The 19951-nt window shown below is 73.6% G+C and carries 20 protein-coding genes and 1 pseudogene; 9 read left to right on the top strand and 12 right to left on the bottom strand.

Going from position 1 to position 19951, the window contains the following annotated elements; genetic code table 11:
- Positions 1–80: 80 nt before the first annotated feature.
- Entirely contained in the window at positions 81–719 is a 639-nt protein-coding gene (locus ACQPYE_RS04460; RefSeq protein WP_498719305.1) for an anti-sigma factor family protein, read from the bottom strand.
- Positions 716–1291, bottom strand: a complete 576-nt coding sequence (gene sigE, locus ACQPYE_RS04455; protein WP_498719304.1) for an RNA polymerase sigma factor SigE — start codon at positions 1289–1291, stop codon at positions 716–718. The genes ACQPYE_RS04460 and sigE overlap by 4 nt, the downstream gene beginning before the upstream one ends.
- Before the next feature lie 216 nt (positions 1292–1507).
- Here sigE and ACQPYE_RS04450 point away from each other — a divergent pair, with 216 nt between their 5' ends.
- Entirely contained in the window at positions 1508–2134 is a 627-nt protein-coding gene (locus ACQPYE_RS04450) for an O-methyltransferase (protein ID WP_498719303.1), read from the top strand.
- A gap of 150 nt (positions 2135–2284) precedes the next feature.
- On the opposite strand, the gene glgC is transcribed toward ACQPYE_RS04450, so the two are convergent.
- Positions 2285–3499 (bottom strand): glucose-1-phosphate adenylyltransferase, encoded by a 1215-nt coding sequence (gene glgC, locus ACQPYE_RS04445; RefSeq protein ID WP_123744050.1) that lies wholly within the window; start codon positions 3497–3499, stop codon positions 2285–2287.
- Between the two features lie 103 nt (positions 3500–3602).
- Here glgC and glgA point away from each other — a divergent pair, with 103 nt between their 5' ends.
- On the top strand, positions 3603–4766 hold the full coding sequence (glgA, locus tag ACQPYE_RS04440; protein ID WP_498719302.1) for a glycogen synthase: 1164 nt from the start codon (positions 3603–3605) through the stop codon (positions 4764–4766).
- Between the two features lie 1341 nt (positions 4767–6107).
- On the opposite strand, the gene ACQPYE_RS04435 is transcribed toward glgA, so the two are convergent.
- On the bottom strand, positions 6108–7526 hold the full coding sequence (locus tag ACQPYE_RS04435) for an MFS transporter (RefSeq protein WP_498719301.1): 1419 nt from the start codon (positions 7524–7526) through the stop codon (positions 6108–6110).
- A gap of 56 nt (positions 7527–7582) precedes the next feature.
- Here ACQPYE_RS04435 and ACQPYE_RS04430 point away from each other — a divergent pair, with 56 nt between their 5' ends.
- Entirely contained in the window at positions 7583–8449 is an 867-nt protein-coding gene (locus ACQPYE_RS04430) for a LysR family transcriptional regulator (RefSeq protein WP_498719299.1), read from the top strand.
- Here ACQPYE_RS04430 and ACQPYE_RS04425 read toward each other — a convergent pair.
- From ACQPYE_RS04425 to ACQPYE_RS04415, 3 genes are all read right to left on the bottom strand, one after another.
- Positions 8431–8799: a hypothetical protein gene (locus ACQPYE_RS04425; RefSeq protein WP_498719298.1), complete on the bottom strand. Its 369-nt coding sequence runs from the start codon at positions 8797–8799 to the stop codon at positions 8431–8433. The two genes, ACQPYE_RS04430 and ACQPYE_RS04425, sit on opposite strands and share 19 nt — an antisense overlap.
- Before the next feature lie 264 nt (positions 8800–9063).
- The gene (locus tag ACQPYE_RS04420; RefSeq protein ID WP_498719297.1) at positions 9064–10515 is read right to left on the bottom strand and encodes a leucyl aminopeptidase; all 1452 of its coding nucleotides are present in this window, start codon (positions 10513–10515) and stop codon (positions 9064–9066) included.
- A gap of 170 nt (positions 10516–10685) precedes the next feature.
- The gene (locus ACQPYE_RS04415) at positions 10686–10853 is read right to left on the bottom strand and encodes a DUF3117 domain-containing protein (RefSeq protein ID WP_012783412.1); all 168 of its coding nucleotides are present in this window, start codon (positions 10851–10853) and stop codon (positions 10686–10688) included.
- Positions 10854–11115: 262 nt separating this feature from the next.
- Here ACQPYE_RS04415 and ACQPYE_RS04410 point away from each other — a divergent pair, with 262 nt between their 5' ends.
- On the top strand, positions 11116–11895 hold the full coding sequence (locus tag ACQPYE_RS04410; protein WP_498719295.1) for a PaaX family transcriptional regulator: 780 nt from the start codon (positions 11116–11118) through the stop codon (positions 11893–11895).
- A 15-nt stretch (positions 11896–11910) separates the two neighbouring features.
- Positions 11911–12690 carry an enoyl-CoA hydratase-related protein gene (locus ACQPYE_RS04405; protein WP_498719293.1) on the top strand — a complete coding sequence of 260 codons (780 nt, stop codon included), beginning with the start codon at positions 11911–11913 and terminating at the stop codon, positions 12688–12690.
- 55 nt (positions 12691–12745) lie between these two features.
- On the opposite strand, the gene ACQPYE_RS04400 is transcribed toward ACQPYE_RS04405, so the two are convergent.
- From ACQPYE_RS04400 to ACQPYE_RS04380, 5 genes are read right to left on the bottom strand one after another with little or no spacing between them, the layout of a single operon-like run.
- A complete protein-coding gene (locus ACQPYE_RS04400; RefSeq protein ID WP_498719292.1) occupies positions 12746–13309 on the bottom strand; it encodes a DNA-3-methyladenine glycosylase I in 564 nt (187 codons plus the stop codon).
- Complete coding sequence (locus ACQPYE_RS04395; protein WP_498719290.1) at positions 13306–13719, bottom strand: SRPBCC family protein; 414 nt, start codon at positions 13717–13719, stop codon at positions 13306–13308. The genes ACQPYE_RS04400 and ACQPYE_RS04395 overlap by 4 nt, the downstream gene beginning before the upstream one ends.
- On the bottom strand, positions 13706–14053 hold the full coding sequence (locus ACQPYE_RS04390; RefSeq protein ID WP_498719289.1) for a DivIVA domain-containing protein: 348 nt from the start codon (positions 14051–14053) through the stop codon (positions 13706–13708). Before ACQPYE_RS04390 ends, ACQPYE_RS04395 begins: the two co-directional genes overlap by 14 nt.
- A gap of 28 nt (positions 14054–14081) precedes the next feature.
- Positions 14082–14759, bottom strand: coding sequence for a permease prefix domain 1-containing protein (locus ACQPYE_RS04385; protein ID WP_498719287.1), 678 nt, complete (start codon positions 14757–14759; stop codon positions 14082–14084).
- Positions 14741–15079, bottom strand: coding sequence for a PadR family transcriptional regulator (locus ACQPYE_RS04380; protein ID WP_498719286.1), 339 nt, complete (start codon positions 15077–15079; stop codon positions 14741–14743). Before ACQPYE_RS04380 ends, ACQPYE_RS04385 begins: the two co-directional genes overlap by 19 nt.
- Positions 15080–15168: 89 nt before the next feature.
- Here ACQPYE_RS04380 and ACQPYE_RS04375 point away from each other — a divergent pair, with 89 nt between their 5' ends.
- From ACQPYE_RS04375 to ACQPYE_RS04360, 4 genes and pseudogenes are all read left to right on the top strand, one after another.
- A complete protein-coding gene (locus ACQPYE_RS04375) occupies positions 15169–16335 on the top strand; it encodes a cytochrome ubiquinol oxidase subunit I (protein ID WP_498719284.1) in 1167 nt (388 codons plus the stop codon).
- A gap of 10 nt (positions 16336–16345) precedes the next feature.
- Positions 16346–17191: a cytochrome d ubiquinol oxidase subunit II gene (locus ACQPYE_RS04370; RefSeq protein WP_498719283.1), complete on the top strand. Its 846-nt coding sequence runs from the start codon at positions 16346–16348 to the stop codon at positions 17189–17191.
- Complete coding sequence (cydD, locus tag ACQPYE_RS04365) at positions 17178–18737, top strand: thiol reductant ABC exporter subunit CydD (protein WP_498719281.1); 1560 nt, start codon at positions 17178–17180, stop codon at positions 18735–18737. Before ACQPYE_RS04370 ends, cydD begins: the two co-directional genes overlap by 14 nt.
- Positions 18734–19939, top strand: a pseudogene (locus ACQPYE_RS04360) (ATP-binding cassette domain-containing protein); the annotation flags it as partial. The gene cydD and the pseudogene ACQPYE_RS04360, both read left to right, overlap by 4 nt.
- Between the last annotated feature and the right edge of the window lie 12 nt (positions 19940–19951).

The following is a 19951-nucleotide window of genomic DNA, read 5'->3' as shown; positions in this document are numbered from 1 at the left end:
GCTCCCCGCACGTCGTCACACCATGGTTCTCGCGGGGCAATCGTGACCGATGACCGGTGAAGTTGCCGTCAGCGGGCTGGTCAGCGGCCCGGGGCGCCGGTGTCCACGGCCGGGCGCAGCACGCCGACGGGCTCGCGGTCGTCGGTCAACGACGGCGCGACCACGGGCGAGGGCTGCGGGGAGTTGCCCTGGGCGGGCGGCGGCGCGGTGTCCTCGCTGCCCGGTGCGACCAGGGCGAGCGCGCCGAGCATGAGACCGGAGACGACGACGCCGGCGCCTTGGCGGGCGCGGCGGCCCCCGAACAGGCCGGTGCCGAAGAGCCCCGTGCCGACGCGGCTACCGCCGCCGGTCCCGAAAGGGCGGCCGGACCCCAGCACGGGACCGCTGCCGAACGCGACCCGGTCGGGCCGCTGGACGGTGACGAGCTGGCCGTCCTCGGAGACCGCGAGGCCGTCCGGGGCGCTGGGCAGCTCCACCTCCTGCGGGATCGCGCCCAGCCTGGCCAGCAGGCGCGCGGGCGCGCACGGCGCGTCGGCGGCGCGCACGGCGGAGCGGGCCTGCTGCTGCGAGTACGCCTCGGCCGCGCAGAACGGGCAGCGCTGTAGGTGCGCGGACGCCCTGTTGTGCGCCGAGGCGGTCAGCTCGCCGTCGACGAAGGCGACGACCGCGTCGGGCAGCAGGTGCTGCTCGGGCAGTTGCCAACCTCGCAGGTCGGTCATGCAGAGTCCTCCAAGGCCAGACCCCGACGGCGTTCCAGTGCGACCCGCAGGGCCTGGCGGCCCCGGTGGATCCTGCTTCTCACGGTACCGAGTTTGACGCCGAGGGTGGCGCCGATCTCCTCGTAGGAGAGTCCTTCCACGTCGCACAGGACGACGGCGGCGCGGAACTCGGGCGGCAGCTCGTCCAGCGCGGCCTGCAGCTCGGGGTCGAGGTGCGTGTCGTCGTAGATCTCCTCGGGCGTCGGGTCGTCGCCCGGGATGCGGTCGGTCTCCTCGGGCAGTGCCTCCATCCGCACGCGGGAGCGGCGGCGGGCCATGTCGAGGAAGAGGTTCGTGGTGATGCGGTGCAGCCAGCCCTCGAACGTGCCGGGCTTGTACGACGCCAGCGAGCGGAACACCCGGATGAACGTCTCCTGGGTGAGGTCCTCGGCGTCGTGCTGGTTGCCCGACAGGCGGTAGGCCAGCCGGTACACCCGGTCGGCGTGCTCACGCACCACTTGGTCCCACGAGGGCGCGATCCAGTCCGCGTCCTCGATGGGCGCGGTCGGTGCGACGGTCGGCTGCTTTGGCATCGGGCGGTTAAGCACCTCCACTGGGCTGGCTGCCCTGCTGCACGGGTCAACGCTCGGCTACCCCGACGTGTTCCCGTTGGTCCTGCTCGTCATGCGTTGGGGACAGCTTGACGTCTTCCCTTATAACCATCGTGAGAGGCGGCTGAGAGCAGGCTGAGAATCCGGGTGTCCGCGAGAGTGACCCGAACCGGCGCCGGCGGCGTTAGCCTTCCTGCTGTGGATGCGCCGACGCGCGAGTACGTGGAGCGCTACCTGCCCGAGGACGCCGTCATCACGGCCGCCAGGGCTCGTGGCGCCGGGCTGGGGTGCGTGCCGATCGGGTCCGGCGGCGGGGCGGCGTTGCGGTTCCTCGCGGCGGCGACGCGGGCCAAGGCCGTGGTGGAGATCGGCACGGGCGCCGGCGTCGGCGCGTTGTACCTGCTCGGCGGCATGCCCGCGGCGGGGGTGCTGACGTCGATCGACGTGGAGCCGGAGCACCAGCGCGCGGCCCGGGTGGCGTTCGCGGAGGCGGGGATCGCGGTGTCGCGGACCCGGTTGATCATGGGGCAGGCGCTGGACGTGCTGCCCAGGCTGACCGACGGCGCCTACGACCTGGTGTTCGTGGACGCGGCGAAGTCGGAGTACCCGAAGTACCTGGCGGAGGGCGTGCGGCTGCTGCGGCCGGGCGGCGTGATCGCGTTCGACAACGTCCTGTGGCACGGCCGGGTGGTCGACCCGTCGCACCGCGACCCGGACACGGTGGCGATGCGGGAGGTGGCCCGGTCGGTCCGCGAGGACGATCGCCTGGTGCCGGTGATCCTGCCGCTCGGCGACGGCCTGCTGGTCGCCGCGAAGGTCGGCTGAGGGCCCGACACGCCCGACCGGCCGGCGGCTTCGGGTTCCTCTGGCCCGATCGCGGCACCACCCCCGAGGAGTCATCCAGGCGGGTGAATCCGTGGTCACCGACGTGGCGCGGCGTCGGACACCCCGGGCGCCCGACGCCGCACTCCCCCGTCAGTGGGCCGTGACGCCCTTCCCCAGCACGGTCACGCCGCCGGACGACACGGTGTAGCGCTGCCGGTCCGTCGCCGGGTCCACGCCGATCAGCGCGCCGTCGGGCACGACGACGTTCTTGTCCAGGATCGCCCGCCGCACCACCGCGCCACGCCCGATCCGCACCCCCGGCAGCAGCACGCTGCCCTGCACCACGGACCCGGACTCCACGACCACGTCCGAGCTGATCACCGACCCGTGGACGGTGCCGGAGATGATCGAGCCCGGCCCCACCATCGAGTCCTCCGCGCTGCCGCCCGCGATGAACTTCGCGGGAGGCAGCGGCGGGGTCGCCGTCCGGATCGGCCACGCCTGGTTGTAGAGGTTGAACACCGGCCGCACCGAGACCAGGTCCATGTGCGCCTCGTAGTAGGCGTCGATGGTCCCCACGTCGCGCCAGTAACCCCGGTCGCGGTCGGTCTCGCCCGGCACCTTGTTGTCGGCGAAGTCGTAGACGTGCGCCTGCCCCTGGTCGACGAGCATCGGGATGATGTCGCCGCCCATGTCGTGGTCGGAGTCGGGGTTCGACGCGTCCGCCCGCAACGCGTCGATCAGCGCCTCGGTGGTGAACACGTAGTTGCCCATCGACGCGAAGGTGACCTCCGGGTCGTCCGGCACGTGCGGCGGCTCCGCGGGCTTCTCCAGGAACCGGGTGATCAGGCCGGTCGAGTCGGAGTCGATGCAGCCGAACGCCTTGGCCTCCGCGCGCGGCACCCGGATGCCCGCCACGGTGACGCCCGCACCGGTCTCCACGTGCTGCTGCACCATCTGACCGGGGTCCATCCGGTAGACGTGGTCCGCGCCGAAGATGATCACGTGCTCCGGCTTCTCGTCGTTGACGAGGTTCAACGACTGGAAGATGGCGTCCGCGCTGCCGGTGTACCAGCGCGGCCCGAGCCGCTGCTGCGCCGGCACCGGCGTGACGTACTGGCCCAGCACATTGGACAGTCGCCACGTGGTGGAGATGTGCCGGTCGAGGGAATGGGATTTGTACTGGGTGAGCACGCAGAGCTTCACGAAACCCGCGTTCACCAGGTTGGACAGGACGAAGTCCACCAGCCGGTAGTTACCGCCGAAGGGCACCGCCGGCTTTGCCCGGTCGGCGGTCAACGGCCACAACCGTTTGCCTTCGCCACCGGCGAGGACAATTCCTAGAACGTGCGGTTGCCCTTTCACAGCAACGACCCTAACCGGGTGACTGCCGACCCACCAACGGCGAAGTAACGCAAACCCCTCTCGTTCACCCGGCTGCCCCGGCGAGCGGGTTACGGTGAGCGACGTGCGAATTGGACTGCTGACACGGGAGTACCCGCCGGAGGTCTACGGCGGCGCTGGGGTGCACGTCGGTTTCCTCGTGCCGAGGTTGCGCGAACTGGTGGACGTGGACGTGCACGCCTTCGGCGGGCCGCGCGCGGACGCCAGGGCGCACAACCCGGCGCACGGCCTGGAGCAGGCGAACGCCGCGCTGGCCACGTTGTCCGTGGACCTGGAGATGGCCGCCGCGCTGGGCGACGCGCAGCTCGCGCACTCCCACACCTGGTACGCCAACATGGCCGGTCACCTGGCGAAACTGCTCCACGGCATCCCGCACGTGGTGACCGCGCACTCGCTGGAGCCGCGCCGGCCGTGGAAGGCCGAGCAGCTCGGCGGCGGCTACCGGGTGTCGTCCTGGGTGGAGCGGACCGCGTACGAGGCGGCGGACGCCGTGATCGCGGTCAGCGAGGGCATGCGGGCCGACGTGCTGGACTGCTACCCGGCGCTGGACCCGGCGCGCGTGCACGTGGTGCGCAACGGGATCGACACGTCGGCCTACCACCCCGTCTCCGAGACCGACGCGCTGGTCCGGCACGGCATCGACCCGGCGCGGCCGATCGTGACGTTCGTCGGGCGGATCACCCGGCAGAAGGGCGTCGGGCACCTGGTCGCCGCCGCGCACCGGATCTCGCCGGACGCGCAGGTCGTGCTGTGCGCGGGCGCGCCGGACACGCCGGAGATCGCCGAGGAGACGCGGCTCGCGGTGGCGGAGCTGGCGGCGTCGCGGCCGGGGGTGTTCTGGATCCGGCAGATGCTCCAGCCGGCCGAGGTGCGGCAGATCCTGAGCCACTCGACGGTGTTCGTGTGCCCGTCGGTGTACGAGCCGCTGGGCATCGTGAACCTGGAGGCGATGGCGTGCGGCACGGCGGTGGTGGCCTCCGACGTGGGCGGCATCCCGGAGGTCGTGGACCACGGGCGGACCGGGCTGCTGGTGCACTACGACGAGAAGGACGTCGAGGCGTACCGGGTGGCGTTGGCCGACGCGGTGAACGAGGTGCTCGGCGACCCGGCGCGGGCGGCGGCGTTCGGCGAGGCGGGGCGCGCGCGGGCGATCGAGGAGTTCTCGTGGGCGACGGTGGCCGAGCAGACCGTGGCGGTGTACTCGGCGGCGCTCAACGGCGCCAGGTGAGCGCCCTCCGGGGCTGACGGCTACCAGGCGGAGCCGAACGGGTCGGGCGATCACCCGACCCGCAGTGTGACGTGCGCCACTCCATCCCGATGCAACGGTATGGGCCACCGACCGCCTTTAACCAGTAGGGGCGACTACTGGGGGCGGTATGCGGTGGCTTGTGCTCCTGCTCGCGCTGGTGGCCGGTGGGTGCGCCACGCCCGCGTTCAGCGCGGAGCAGGTCAGGTTGACCATCGAGGGAGAGGCGGTGCTGGACGCGCCCGGTCTGCAGTCCCGGGCCGAGGCGGAGCTGAGCTACACGCTGTCGTTCGGCTACGTGGCCCGGACCGGGCAGGACGCGGTGAGCTGCTGGTTCGCGCGCACCGGTGAGGCGTTCGAGGTCGACACGCGGTTGTGGTGCGGTCCCGTGCAGGTGCCGGGCACGGCCGCGGCCACCGACTGGGTGCCGGTGCCGTTGAAGCAGGCCGAGCGCACCGCGTCCGGGGTCCGGCTGGAGGTCCAGCCGCCGCAGGTGCCCGCGCAGGGCGCCCGGAGCACGCCGGTGGGGAAGCTGGTGCGCACCGACGGGCGGGAGACCGACGCCGACCAGGGCGTCGGGCAGGCCGGGCCGGACTTCCTGGCCGTGCTGCCCGACGACGGGCAGGTGCTCGACGCGGCGTCCGCGATGGTGCGCGACGACCAGCTCGAAGTGCACGTGACGGGGTACTCGTCGCCGTCGGTGTGGCCGACGGCGGAGGGTGACCTGCGGGCCGAGCACGGGGTGGCGCTGCGGGTGCTGCGGGTGCGGGTGACGCGGCACGGCGAGGTCGACTCGGCGTTCGGGCAGACGCCGTGGCGCGGGTGGCTGCCGCAGCCGCCGGAGCTGTCGCTGGACGTGCCGGGCCGGCGGCACCGGCTGCCGGCCGAACGGCTGCCGGACGACGGGTCGGCGCTGGTCGTCTACACGGTGCCGGTCACGGGCGGGCAGGAGTCGCTGGTGCTCGACACCGTGGGGGCGAAGTCGCTGCAACAGCGGGTCGAGGTGCCGACCGGGGTGGTCGTCGGCGAGGCGACGAAGGTGCTGCGGCGCGCGCCGGGGCCCGAGGCGATCTCGGTGTCGACGCCCGTGGCGGTGGGCGCGGCGGCCGGGTCGGTGGAGGTCGTGCGGGCGCGGCTGGGGCGGCAGCGGCCGGTGTCGTCTAACGCGCAGTACGAGCTGGCGACGGCAGGCACCGGGCTGGCGCTGGTGGAGCTGCGGTTGGTCGGGCACGGTCTGCCGAGCGTGGTCGGCGCGGGGCAGACGGCGCCGCTGTTCACCTTGACGGTGCCGGGCGGGCAGGCGGCGCGGCAGGTCGGCGCCCGTTACGGCGGGGACACGGTGCCGGTGGCGGTCGTGTACGAGGTGCCGGAGGACGTGCGGTCGGCGACGTTGTCGGTGGCGGCGGGGACGGTGGCGCTGCCCCAGTTGGGGCCGGTCGCGGTGACCGGTGGGCCCGGGGTCGAGGTGCCGCTGGACTTCTGAGCCCAGGGGGCCTCGCGGGCGGTCGTGACCTCGCAGCCGGTCGTGGGCTTGCGCGCGGTCACGGCCTTGTGGCCGGTCGTGGTCGTGCGGTCGGTCGTAGTCGTGCGGCCGGTCGTGGGCTTGCGGGCGGTCGTGGCCTTGTGCGCGGCGAGGACCGCGACGGCCGCCAGCGCCAGCCAGACCGTGATCAGGGCGGTCAGCCCCGGCCAACCGCGGGCCTGGTAGGCGGCGCTGCCCGCCGTGCCGCCGGTGCTGCTGCCGACGTAGAACGCGAACAGGTACACGCCCGAGGCCTGCCCCCGGACGTGCTCGGGGGCGTGCGCGCCGACCCAGCCGCTCGCCACCGCGTGGGCGGCGAAGAAGCCGCCGGTGAACAGGGTGAGGCCGACGGCGATCGCGGCCACGTGGTCGGGGAGGGTGATCGCGGCGCCGGCGGCGGCCAGGGCCAGGCCGGCGAGTGCGACGCGGGCGCGGCCGTGGCGGTCGGCGAGGCGGCCCGCGACGGCGGACGTGCCGCCGCCCGCCGCGTAGGCGAGGTAGACCAGGGTCGCCACGCCGGTGGGCAGGCCCAGGTCGGTGGTGAGGCGGAAGCCGATGACGTTGAAGACGGAGATGAACGCCGCCACCGCGAGGACCGCGACCGCGTACTGGCAGAGCAGGACGCGGTCGGTGAGGGCGTCCTTGAGGGCGCTCGGGCGGCGTTCGGCGTGGTGGCCCTTGGGCAGCAGGAGGGCGGCGGTGATCGCGCAGGCCGCGCCGAACGCGCCGGCGAGGGCCAGGGCGGTGCGCCACGACGTGCCGTCGGTGGTGAAACCGGTGATGAGGCGGCCGAGCATGCCGCCCGCGCTGTTGCCCGCGACGAGGGCGCCGATGGCCGCGCCGACGTGCGTCCTGGGTGCTTCCTGGGCGAGGAACGCCATCGCGGTCGCGGGGACCCCGGCGGTGGCGACACCTTGCAGGGCCCGGGCCGCGAGGAGGGCTTCGTAGGTCGGGGCGAGCGGGAGGAGCAGGCCGAGGACGGCGGCGGTGAGGACGGACCAGACGATGACGCGGCGGCGGCCGACGCGGTCGGCGAGGGCGGCCATCGGGATGATCGCGAGGGCCAGCGCGCCGGTCGCGGCGCTGATGACGAGGGACGCTTCGGCCGGCGTGAGGCGGAATTCGCGGGCGAGGTCGGGCAGGACCGACTGCGGCGCGTAGAGCAGCGCGAACGTGGCCAGGCCGGTGGCGGCGACGGCGGTGGTGAGGCGGCTGGGCACGTCTTCGACGCTAATCCATGCGTCCAATGCGCCAGTTTGCGATAATCCATGCGGTGATGGATGAAGTGGTCCAACGCCTGGCCGTCCTCCGCGCCCTGGCCGCCGACGAGCACGTGACCCACGCCGCCGAAGCCGCCGGCGTGCCCCAGCCGACCGTGAGCCGGTGGCTGGCGGCCTTGGGCACGACACTGGGCGCGCCGGTCGTCATCCGATCGGGCCGCCGCGTCCGCCTGACCAGGGCCGGCCGCCTGCTCTGCGAAGCCGCCGACCGCGCCCTGACGGCCCTGGAAGCGGGCCAGCGCGCCGCAGCGGAGGAAGTGTCACCCGAACGTGGCCAGGTGGCGCTCGGCTTCCTCCACCTCCTGGGCAGGTCCGTCGTCCCGTCCCTGGTCAGCACCTTCCGCGAACATCACCCGTCCGTGCGATTCCGCCTGGTCCAGAACTCGCGCCAGGACATCCTCACCCACCTGGCCGAGGGCGACGTCGACCTGGCCCTCGTCTCCCCACCGCCGACCGACCCCGCGTTCACGCACGCCGTCATCCGCGAGGAGGAGCTGATCCTCGTCGTCCCGCCGGGCCACCGCCTGGCCGGTCGCCCGTCGGTGCGGGTGGCCGAGCTGGCGGGCGAGGAGTTCGTCGGCCTCGAACCGGGCTACGGCCTGCGGCAGATCACCGACGACCTGTGCGCCGCGGCCGGCTTCGTACCCACCCTGGCGTTCGAGGGCCAGGAAACCGAGACCGTCCGGGGCCTGGTCGCGGCGGGCCTGGGCGTCGCCCTGCTGCCGCACGCCGACTCACCGTCGGGCCTGCCGGAAATCCCGCTCAACCCACGGGCCGCGCGGGAGATCGCGCTGGTCTGGCCTGCCGATGCCCCGCTCCCCCCGGCTGTCCGGGCCTTCCGCGATCACGCGCTGGCACCCTGATCACGCTTCCCTGCCTGACCCGGCAGCCCGACCCGACGTCCCCGACCCAGCGGCCAGGCCCGCCGCACACACGCCTCCACCACGACAGCCAGCCGACCACGCCACGCCGGACCCGCCACTCCAGCCGACCAGCCAGACCCCCGCCACTCCAGCCGACCGACCACACCCCGCCGGGTCTGCCACTCCAGCCGACCGGCCAGGCCTCTGCCGGACTTGCCACTCCAGCCGACCGACCACACCTCGCCGGGTCCGCCGCTCCAGCCGACCGACCAGGCCTGGCACGCCCATCCGGCGACCACCGCGATCACGGCCGCCATGCCCGTCATGCCCGTCATGCCCGCGCCAGGCATCCGCCCGATGGCCGCGCCCGATGGCCGCCGGACATCCGGGCCGGGCGTCCGCGCCAGGCATTCGGGCTGGGCATCCGGGCAGGGCGTCCGGGCAGGGCGTCCGGGGCCAGCCGCCGTCCGTGGCCAGTGCGCTCACCGCCTTCCGCGTCCTGCCGCTTGCCCGCCCCACCCGCTGTCCGTGTGAGGTGGCGGGTTGGGGGGGTTGCGGTTCCTCGATTCAACCGAGGTGCGGTAACGGTGTTTCCGTACATTTTCGGGCCATGATCACCCGATCGTGTTGGGCGGGCTGTAGGTCTCGGCCAGTTCGATCAGGGTTCGGGCGGCGAAGCCGGTGGCTCCCGGCACCACCTCGTCGTAGACCTTGTCGGCCCGCGCGGGACCGGCGATGTCCAGGTGGGCCCACGGCACACCGCCCGTGAACTCCTTCAGGAACAGCGCCGCGGTGATGCCGCCCGGCCCCGGCGGGCACTGGCGGAGGTCGGCGATGTCGCTCCGGACGTCCTCGGCCAAGTCCGCCGGCAGCGGCATCCGCCACCACGACTCGCCGACCCGGGCGCCGGCCTCGGCCACGCGCGCGGCCAGGTCGTCGTCCGTGGCGAACAGGCCCCCGGTGCGCAAGCCCAGGCTGACCTTCATCGCGCCGGTCAGGGTCGCCACGTCCACGAGCACGTCCGGCCGCAGGTTCCGCACCGCGTAGGCCAGCGCGTCGGCCAGGACCAGCCGACCCTCGGCGTCCGTGTTCGTCACCTCGGTCGTCGTGCCCCCGTACTGGGTGATCACGTCACCCGGCCGGTACGCCGAGCCCGACACGTGGTTCTCCGCCGCCGGCACCAGCCCCGTCACCCGGACGGGCAGGCTCTGCCGGGCGATGCCGACCAGGGCCGCGATGACCGCCGCACCACCGGACATGTCCGTGCGCATCAGGTGCATGCCCTCGGCCGGCTTGATCGAGATGCCGCCGGTGTCGAACGTGATGCCCTTGCCGACCAGGACCAGGTGCGGCCCGCCCTCGCCGGTGCCCGGCCACGTCAGCTCGATGAACCGCGGCGGCCGGGACGAGCCGCCACCGACCGCCAGCACCCCGCCGAACCCCTGCTCGGCCAGCCACGCCTCGTCCCGGACCGCCACGTCGAGACCGGGCACCGCCCGCGCGGCCCGCACCGCCGCCGAAGCCAGCCAGGACGGATCCTTCACATTTGACGGCGTGTTCGCCAGGTCGCGCCCGAACGACGTCGCGGCGGCCAGCGCGTTCGCCTTCCGCACCACGTCCGCCAACCCGGCACCCCCGGTGACCAGGCGCAACGACTTCACCCGTTTCGGGGCCTCTTCGGAGGTCACCTTGAACCGGTACCCGCCGACCGCGGCACCCAGCGTGAACGCCGCCACCGCCTCCGCCGTCACGTCGGCAGGCAACCGCACGTCGAACGTCGTCCCGCCCGACTTCTCCGCGTCCGCGTGCAGCGCCCGGACCAGCGACGCGCCCGCCTTGCGCCAGTCGCCCGACCGGCCGTCGCCGACGCCGACCACCCACGCCCGCCCCTGCCGGGACGTCGCGCCGGCCTTGCCGCTCACGTCGCCGAGGTCGGTCACGTCCTGCGCGCCCGGCCCCAGCCGCACCGGCTCACCGGGGAACGCGACGAGCACCGCGGGCACACCTCGCCGGAGGGTGTCGGCCACCTCCACGGTGACCAGCGGGGTGGGCAGGGGTGCTCGCACGAGGGACCTCCGAATGGGGCCGACAGGGGGTTGGAGCCGGTGAAGCCGCAGTTCAGCGCCCTGGCACGACGTCACCGCCACGCACGGGCGTCACCGGCGCGGCACGACGTAGCGAGGCCCCGGTTCCGCAGTGGGAACCGGGGCGTCGACGCTTTCTCTTCTCCGGCTGGTCAGCCGGCGGCTGCCTTGAGGGCGTCGCCCAGGGCGTTGGCCTCGTCCGCCGACATCTCGACGACGAGGCGCCCACCACCCTCGAGCGGAACGCGCATCACGATGCCGCGCCCCTCCTTGGTCACCTCGAGGGGACCGTCGCCGGTCCGGGGCTTCATGGCCGCCATCGCGTGCTCCCTCCGTCAACATCTTCCCCGTCCGACCAGGGCCGGATACTCCGGCCATTCTCCCCTATGCGGACTCGGCAGCGAAACCGAACCGATCTTTCCGGTCGGCCGGCGACCGTTTGGCGATCTTCACCAAGCCGCAGATCAGGGCCAGGATCACCGTGCCGCAACGACTTCCGCGCCGACCGCCGGCCGTCACCTGGTCGTGACCGTTCCCGGCTTTGTGGCGTGTCGCGGGGTGGCCCTGACAGACTCGGCTCTCGTGCGAGCCCGTTCCGCGCTCTTCGACGTCTACGGCGGCCACCTCCGCGATCGGGGTGGCGCGGCGACGATCGCCGCCCTGGTCCGGTTGCTGGAGCCGCTGGACTTCGCCGCGCCCGCCGTGCGCACGGCGGTCTCGCGCACCGTGCGGCAGGGCTGGCTGGCACCGGTCCGCCTGCCGGACGGCCCCGGCTACGCGATGACACCTCGCGCGGAACGGCGGCTGGACGAGGCGGCGGCCCGCATCTACCGCACCCGGCCGTCCACCTGGGACGGTCGCTGGCACGTGGTGGTGCTGGAGGAGCTGCCGGCGCGCGAGGCGCGGGACCGGCTCGCTTCTTCGCTGCAACTGCTCGGCTACGGCGCGTTGGGACCCGTGACGTGGATCGCACCGCGCCCGTCGCCGGAGCTGGCGGACGTGCTCACCGGGGAGAACGTCCGGGGCAGCACGTTCCACGGCGAGCACGAGGGCGACCCGGCGGAGCTGGCGGCCCGTGCCTGGGACCTGGCCACGCTGGGGCGCGACTACGCGCGGTTCGTGGCCGAGTGGGAGCCGGTGATGTCCGCTGTGGACGGTTCGTCGCCCGCGGCGGCGTTCGCGGCTTCGCAGCGGTTCCTGCACGCTTGGCGCAAGTTCCTGTTCCGCGACCCGGGCCTGCCGCGCGAGCTGCTGCCCGCCGACTGGCCGGGCGCGGCGGCGGCCGGGTTCTTCGACCGGCACACCGACCGCCTCGCGCCGGCGGTGGCCGAGTTCGTCGACGAGTCCCTCGCACACCACTGAACCGGAGGTCACCCCGTGTCCGAACTCCTCATCGACGACGCTGACGGCGTTCGCACCTTCACGCTCAACCGGCCCGAGTCGTTCAACTCGTTCACGGTGGCGTTGAAGGAGCGGTTCCTGGAGGCCGTGGTCGAGACCGCCGCGGACGACGCCGTGCGCGCGGTGGTCGTCACGGGTGCGGGGAAGGCGTTCTGCGCCGGTCAGGACCTCAAGGAGCACGTCGCGCTGCTGGAGGCGGGCGACCCGGCGCCGCTGCACACGGTGGAGCGGCACTACAACCCGCTGATCAAGGCGATCGTGGGGATGCCGAAGCCGGTCATCGCCGCGGTGAACGGGATGGCGGCGGGCGCGGGGGCGTCGTTGGCGTACGCGTGCGACCTGCGGGTGGCGGCTGCGGGGGCGAAGTTCCTGATGGCGTTCGCGAACGTGGGGTTGACCGCGGACTCGGGCGCGTCGTGGACGTTGCCGCGGCTCATCGGGCACGGCCGGGCGATGGAGATGATGATGCTCGCGCAGCCGGTCGACGCGGAGGAGGCGTTGCGGATCGGCATGGTCGGCCAGGTCGTGCCGGACGGCGAGGCGCTGACGACGGCGCAGGCGCTGGCCCGTCAGCTGGCGGCCGGGCCGACCACGGCGTACGCGAAGATCAAGGAGGCGATGGCGTTCTCCGGTGAGCTGGCGGCGGCGCTGGACGTGGAGGCGCGCACGCAGGCGGAGGCGGGCGCGACGGCCGACCACCGCGAGGCGGTGGCCGCGTTCGTGGCGAAGCGGAAGCCGACGTTCACCGGTCGGTGACGGCTCGGAGCCCGCGGGTGGCGGGCTGGGACGTGACCGGCTAGGACGTGACCGGCTAGGACGTGGCGGGCTGGGACGTGGCGCGGAAGCAGGTCGCGATGTGGTCGTCGACCATGCCGGTGGCCTGCATCAGGGCGTAGCAGGTGGTGGGGCCGAGGAACGCGAAGCCGCGGCGCTTGAGCTCCTTGGCCATCGCCTTCGACTCGGGCGTGACGGCGGGCACGTCGGCGATCGTGGCGGGCCGTTCGTGGCGCTCGGGCGCGAAGGACCACAGCAGGTCGTCCAGCGGCACGTCCAGCCGGGCGACGGCGCGGGCGTTGTCGATCGTGGCGGTGATCTTGGCGCGGTTGCGGACGATGCCCGCGTCGGCCATCAGCCGGTCGAAGTCGGCCGCGTCGAACTCGGCCACCACCTCGGGCCGGAAGCCCGCGAAGGCGGCCCGGAAGTTCTCGCGCTTGCGCAGGATGGTGATCCAGGACAGGCCCGACTGGAACGATTCGAGGGACATCCGCTCGAACATCGCCGCCTCGCCGTGCAACTCCACGCCCCACTCGGTGTCGTGGTAGTCGACGTAGTCGGGCGTGCTGCCGCCCCACGGGCAGCGGACGAGGTCGGTCATGCGCGGTACTCCCGGGCGAAGGCGGCGAAGCGGCGCAGCGACCACTTCACCCCCGGCGCGAAGGCCAGGTTGAGCGGCAGCGCGATGTCCTCGGACCAGACGAGCTCGCTGCGCTCCTCGCCGCGCGGGACGACGACGAACTCGCCGGTGCCGCGCACGAGCCGGCCGGTGTGCTCGACCGCGCAGCGCACCGGCGGCTCCCACGCGGTGATGCGCATGGTGTCGGTGAACCCGAGCGGGCCGAGGCCGGTGAACGCGGTCAGCCCGCTGCCCTCGCTGACGCCGTCGCCGCTGGTCACGCGGACGGTGGTGCCGAGCATCCACTCGCCCTGCCGGGCCCAGTCGGTCAGCGCCGCCCAGGTGGTCCCGGCCGGCGCCTCGACGTCGACGCGCAGGTCAAGCCGGGTCATGGGCGGGCTCCTGCTCGGGCTCGGGCGTCGTCCGGTGGTCGACGCCCAGCTCGGCCTCCAGTTCCGCGACGCGGTCCCGCAGCCGTTCGACCTCGCCGGCCAGGCGGTCCAGCGCCCAGTCCACCTCGGTCATCTTGTAGCCGCGCAGGACCTGCTGGAACTTCAGGTCGCGCACGTCGTCCGGGGTCACGTCGTCGGACGGCAGCTGGGTCGGCGACGCGCCCGGCGGCAGCGGCGCCAGTTCCTCGCCACGCCCGAACACCAGCGCGGCCAGCAGGAAGACCACGGCCGCGACGAGCGCCATGACGACGATGTAGATGAGCGCTGAGGTCACAGGAGGATCGTGGCACATGCCCCGCCGGTCAGACCGAGGAGAACACCACGCAACGCCGGGCGAGGACGGCGAGCCGCAGCGCGATGGCGAACGAGAGTACGGTCGCGGCGGCCACCGGGGGCGACATGAGCAGCCTCGTCGCGTCCAGGTAGGCGGTGGCGGCCAGGATCGCCACGTTGCCGAGCAGGGACAACCCGACCGCGACGACGGCGACGACACCGGCGAGCCGGGCCAGGGTCACCGTGCTGACCGCCGTGCGGGCCAGCCGCCGGCCGACCAGCAGCGCGAGCACCGCGACGCCCGCCACCAGCCACGCCGACGTGTCGTTGAACCGGGCGACGGCGAGGTACCAGTCGGGCGGCGGGGCGTCGAAGTCGTGCCAGGCGCCGATCCAGAACGTGCGGTTGAGCTCCCACATCACGTACGCGAGGGGGATGACGATCATCACCGACCGCAGCGTGCGGGCGCCGTGGGCGAGGGCGAGCAGGCCCTGGTACTCGCGGGCGATGGCGGTGACCGGGCCGAACTCGGCGACGGCGCGGCGCTGGGCGTCCTCCTCGGTGAGCCCTTCGTCGCGGTGCGCGGCGGCGGCGTCGTGGAGGCTGTCCCTGGCCTCGGCGAGCAGGTCGTCCTTGACCGGGTCCGGGCCGCGCAGCCGCCGGTCCAGGTCGGTCACGTAGTCGTCGATCACGCCTGCGCCGGCCACGGCCCGCCTCCCAGCACGCCCTCGATGGCGGTGGTGAACTCGCGCCACGCGGTGCGCTCGGCGGCCAGGGCGCGCGTGCCGGCCTTGGTGAGCCGGTAGGTGCGGCGCTGCCGGCCGCCGACGGTGCTCCACTCGCTGGCGACCAGGCCGGCGGTCTCCAGCCGGCGCAGGGCCGGGTAGACGGTGCCGGTGGGCAGGTCGAGGGCGCCGCCGCTGCGCCGCTGCAAGGCCTCGATGATGGCGTAGCCGTGCAACTGGCCGCCGTCGAGCGTGGCCAGCAGGAGCGCGTCCAGGTGCCCCCGCAACGCGTCGGACTTCATGGGTAGCCACTCTACTGGTCGCGGACCGGGGTCGGCATCGGGGACATCCCCGATGTTGCGTTGTCTGGCTACATATACCTTCCCTACTCATGGATGCTCTCGGACTGGCCCGGCTCCAGTTCGCCACCACGACCTCGTTCCACTTCCTGTTCGTGCTGCTGACGCTCGGACTGGTGACGTCGGTGGCGGTGATGCAGACCCGGGCCACGCTGTCCGCCGACCCCGTGCACGCCCGGATGACGCGCTTCTGGGGTCGGCTCTACGTGGTGAACTACGCGCTCGGCATCGCGACCGGCATCGTCATGGAGTTCCAGTTCGGGCTGAACTGGTCGGGCCTGTCGACGGTCGCGGGTGACGTGTTCGGCGCGCCGCTGGCGCTGGAGACGCTGGTGGCGTTCTTCCTGGAGTCGACGTTCCTCGGCCTGTGGATCTTCGGCTGGGACCGGCTGGGCAAGTGGGCGCACCTGGCGCTGATCTGGCTGGTGGCGCTGACCGCGTTCGCCTCCGCGTTCTGGATCATGGTGGCGAACGCGTTCTTGCAGAACCCCGCCGGGCACGAGTCGCGTGACGGCGTGCTGCGGCTGGTCGACTTCTCGGCGCTGCTGACCAACCCGACGTTCGGGACGGCGTTCCTGCACGTGTGCTCCGCGTCGTTGACCGTCGGCGGCGTGTTCCTGACCGGTGTCAGCGCCTACCACTTCATCCGCCGCACGGCGGAGGTCGACTTCTTCCGCCGGTCGCTGCGGTTGGGCGTGGTGCTGACGGCGCTGAGCACGCCGGCGCTGATCGGGTTCGGGTTCGGGCAGTTCCCGATCGTGCAGCGCTACCAGCCGGAGAAGTTCGACACGGTCGGCGTCCCGGACGGGGTGGGCCTCGGGTTCATGATCCAGATCGGGTTCGCGCTGCTGCTGGCGAGCTGGGCGACCGTGCCGCTGCTGGTGCGCGACTGGGTGGTGCGGCTGCGGTTCCCCCTGTACCTGATGGTGCTCGGCATCCCGCTGCCGTTCGTCGCGGCGATCGGCGGCTGGCTGTTCCGGGAGGTCGGGCGGCAGCCGTGGCTGGTCCAGGGCGTGCTGACCACGCGGGACGCGATGTCGCACGTCGGTGCGGACCAGATGCTCGTGTCGTTCATCGCGTTCACGTCCGTGTTCGCGGTGCTGGCGGTCGCCGACTGGGTGCTGATCGCCCGGCTGGCGCGGCGCGGACCGGTCGATTCGGACGAGGCGCCGGTGTCGCCGCTCGTCCCGGCTCTGTGAGGGGTGTGTCGTGCAAGGTGTCTGGGTTGTCCTGCTGACGTTCCTGACCTGCGGTTACTTCGCGCTGGCCGGGTTCGACTACGGGGTCGGGGCGGTGCTGCGGGTGGTCGGGCGGGACGAGCCGTCGCGGCGGGCGGTGCTGCGCGCGGTGACGCCGTTCTTCCTCGGCAACGAGGTGTGGCTGGTCGCGGCGGTGGGCGTGCTGTTCGGCGCGTTCCCCCGGTTGGAGGGCGAGCTGCTGTCGTCGCAGCACACGGTGTTCGCGGTGCTGTTGGCCGGGCTGGTGTGCTTCACGGTGGCGGTGCAGCTGCGGTCGCCCGGTTGGGACTTCCTGGTGGTGGGCGGCGCGCTGGTGGTGGCCGTCGGGTGGGGTGTGCTGCTGGGGCGGGTGCTCGGTGGGCCGGTGTGGTTGTGGGGCCCGGGGATGGCGGTGCTGTTCACGTTGCACGGGGCGGTCTTCCTGGCGTGGCGGTTGTCGGGCGGGTTGCGGGCGCGGGCGGTGCGGATCGCGGGTTTCCTGGTGCTGCCCGGTGCGGGTTTCGTGGTGGCGGCGGTGGTGACGGCCGGGTCGGTGCCCGTGCCCGCGTTCGGGGTGACGGCGGTGGTCGGGTTGGGGGTGCTGGGCGGGGTCGGGGTGGCGTTGCGGGCGGAGCGGTATCGGGTGGCTTTCGGGTGCAGCGCGCTGTTGTGCGCGTTGCCGGTGGTGGGGGTGTTCGGGGCGCGGTCGGTGGTGACGGTGTCGGTGATGGCCGACGTGTCGACGTTGCGGGTGCTGACGTGGGCGGCGGTCGCGGTGGTGCCGTTGGTGCTGGTGTTCCAGTGGGCGACCTGGCGGATGTCCCGTGCGGCACGTTGACCGGGGGTACGTCGTCGTCCTGGCGGTGTTGGCGGCGCTGACGGCGGTGGTGGTGCTGGCGCAGGCCGAGGTGCTGGCGGGGGTGCTGGCGGGCGGGTGGTCGGCGTGGTGGGTGGTGGCGGTGGTCCTGGCGCGCGGGGGTGTGGTGTGGGGCGGGCGGGTCGTGACCCAGCGCTTCGCGGCGTCGGTGAAGGCCTCGTTGCGCGGGCGGGTGCTGCGGGACGGGCGCTCCGGGACGTCCGGGGCGGTCACGACGCTCGTGGTGAAGGGGGTGGACGCGGTCGAGCCGTACTTCGCCGGTTACCTGCCGCAGGTGGTGGCGGCGGCCGTGGTGCCGGTCGCGGTGGTGGCGCGGCTGTCGTTCGCGGACCTCACCTCGGCGGTGGTGGTGCTGGTGACGTTGCCGCTGGTGCCGGTGTTCGCCGCGCTGGTCGGCCTGCACACCCGTGATCGGACGCGGGCGCGGTGGGCGGGGCTGGCGGTGGTGGGCGGGCACTTCCTGGACGTGGTGCGCGGGTTGGGCACGTTGAAGGTGTTCGGGCGGGCGGCGGCGCAGGTGGAGACGGTGCGGGCGATGGCGGGGGCGCACGCGGCGGCGACGATGCGGACGCTGCGGGTGGCGTTCTTGTCGGCGTTGGTGCTGGAGCTGGTGGCGACGTTGTCGGTGGCGCTGGTGGCGGTGCCGGTGGGGTTGCGGTTGCTGCACGGCGGGGTGACGTTCCAGGTGGCGTTGCTGGTGCTGCTGCTGGCGCCGGAGGCGTACTTGCCGCTGCGGGCGGCCGGGTCGCAGTTCCACGCCTCCGCCGAGGGCTTGGCCGTGCTCGAAGCCGTGCCGGGGGCTGAGGCGGGGGCGGGGGTTGGGGCGGGGGTCGAGGTGGGCAAGACGCGTGCGCCCGATCTGAGGACGGCCGAGATCGTGGTGGAGCGGGTCGTGGTCCGGTATCCCGGCAGGGAGGCGTTGGGCGGGATGTCGTTGCGGGTCGCCGCCGGTGAGCGGGTGGCGTTGGTCGGGCCCAGCGGGGTGGGGAAGAGCACGGTGCTGGCCGTGCTGCTGGGGTTCGTGACGCCCGCGTCGGGGCGGGTGCTGGTCGGCGGGGTGGACCTGCGCGAGATCGACCGGGAGTCGTGGCTGCGGCAGCTGGCGTGGGTGCCGCAGCGGCCGACGCTGTTCCCCGGCACGGTCGGCGAGAACATCGCGCTGGGGTCCTCCGGTGACGTGCGCGCCGCGGCGGAGGAGATGGGGTTGGCGCACCTGGTCGACGCCGAGCACCCGCTGTCCTCCGGTGAACGGCAACGGGTCGCGTTGGCCCGGGCGCTGGTGCGGGACGGGGCGCGGCTGCTGTTGCTGGACGAGCCCACGTCCCGGCTGGACGGCGGCACCGAGGACGCGGTGCTGCGGGCGACGCGGCGGCTCGTGGACGGGCGGACGGCGGTCGTCGTGGCGCACCGGCCCGTGATGCTCGGTGAGGTGGATCGGGTGGTGGTGTTCGGTGAAGGAGAGCGGGCGGTGTTCGGTGAGGGTGGGCGGGCGGTGGCGGGCGGATGAGGCGGTTGGTGCTCGCGGTGGTGGCCGGGGTGGCCGCCGAACTCGCCGGGATCGGGCTGATGACCACGGCCGTGTGGCTCATCGCGCGCGCCGCCGAGCAGCCGCCGCTGTCGGCGTTGGTGGTGGCGATCGTGGCGGTGCGGACGCTGGCCCTGGCGCGCGGCGGCCTGCGGTACGCCGAGCGGCTGGCCGGGCACTCGGCCGTGCTGCGGCACTTGGCGGAGGTGCGGGGGCGCGTTTACGAGGCGTTGCTGCGCCGTCCGCTGGGCAGGGGTGACGCGCTCACGCGACTGGTGTCCGATGTGGACGGTGTGCAGGACGCGATGCTGCGGTGTGCGCTGCCGGGCGCGGTGGCGGTCGTGGTGGGCGTGGTGGCGTTGGTCGCGACCGGGTTCGCGTGGCCGATGGCGGCGGGGTTGGTGGTGACCGCGTGCCTCATCCCGTGGGCTGCTCACCGGCTCGCGGTGCGGCACCTGGAGGCGCTCGCGCCGTTGCGGTCGGAGTTGGCGGAACGGACCGTCGTGCTGCTGGACGGCGCGGCCGAGCTGACCGCGTTCGGCGCGCTGGACCGCGAGCTGGCCGCGACCGGCCGGGTGGTCGACGCGGTGGCCGAACGGGAGCGGCGGGGCGGGTTCGGCGCGGCGGTGCTGGCGGCGGTGGCCGTGGTCGTGCAGTTCGGGGTGGCGTTGGCGTTCCTGCGGTCCGGCGCGCCGGCGCACGTCGTGCTCGGCTCGGTCGCGGTGCTGGAAGTGACGGTGCCGTTGGTGGCGGCGGCACAGCGGTGGGCCGAGGTGCGGGGGTCGGTCGAGCGGGTGCGGGAGGCGTTGCGGGGACGGGAGGCGTTGCGAGTGGGCGCCATCCCGACACCGGACGTGGAACTGCCGGCGGGCCGGGTCGGGGTGGTGGGCGCCAGCGGTGCGGGGAAGAGCACGTTCCTGCGGGCGTTGGCCGCCGCGCACCCCGGCGTCGCCAAGGGCGTGCTGGACGACGCGCACGTCTTCCACGCGACCGTGGAGGCGAACGTGCGGCTCGCCCGGCCGGAGGCGTCACGGGAGGAGCTGGACGAAGTCGCCCGGGTGGTGGACCTGGACGTGCCGTGGGACACCGTCGTCGGCGAGGACGGCGACGCGTTGTCCGGCGGTCAGCGGCAACGCCTGCTGCTGGCCCGCGCCCTGCTGGCCGACCCGGACGTGCTGCTGCTCGACGAACCCGTC

This window comes from Actinosynnema sp. CA-299493, assembly GCF_050946825.1.
GTDB lineage: Bacteria > Actinomycetota > Actinomycetes > Mycobacteriales > Pseudonocardiaceae > Actinosynnema.
This window is presented reverse-complemented; position numbering and strand designations above follow the sequence as displayed.